Source organism: Psychroflexus montanilacus, assembly GCF_020164535.1.
In the GTDB taxonomy this organism is placed as follows: Bacteria; Bacteroidota; Bacteroidia; order Flavobacteriales; family Flavobacteriaceae; genus Psychroflexus; species Psychroflexus montanilacus.
In genome coordinates, this window is the sequence record NZ_JAIQZC010000015.1 from 1 (window position 1) to 251 (window position 251).

Below are 251 nucleotides of genomic sequence, written 5' to 3' on the forward strand. Positions count from 1 at the left end.
AAGCTCTCCTGTTACCCCTCGACTTGCATGTGTTAGGCCTGCCGCTAGCGTTCATCCTGAGCCAGGATCAAACTCTTCATCGTTAAATCTTATATGTCTTTAACGTCTAAATGAATTCAATTCTAAATTGTCTTCTCAGGAATTAACTCTAATCTCTTACAATTAGTCTAATCTTTTAATGTTTCTAATTCTATAAGTAAATCACTCTACTTATAATTGTCAATTCAATATGTCAATGAACTTGTCCCCTC

1 rRNA gene is annotated in these 251 nt (G+C 35.1%); it reads right to left on the reverse strand.

The window, feature by feature from the left end:
* Positions 1 to 83 (reverse strand): 16S ribosomal RNA (locus tag LB454_RS13990); the annotation flags it as partial.
* Between the last annotated feature and the right edge of the window lie 168 nt (positions 84 to 251).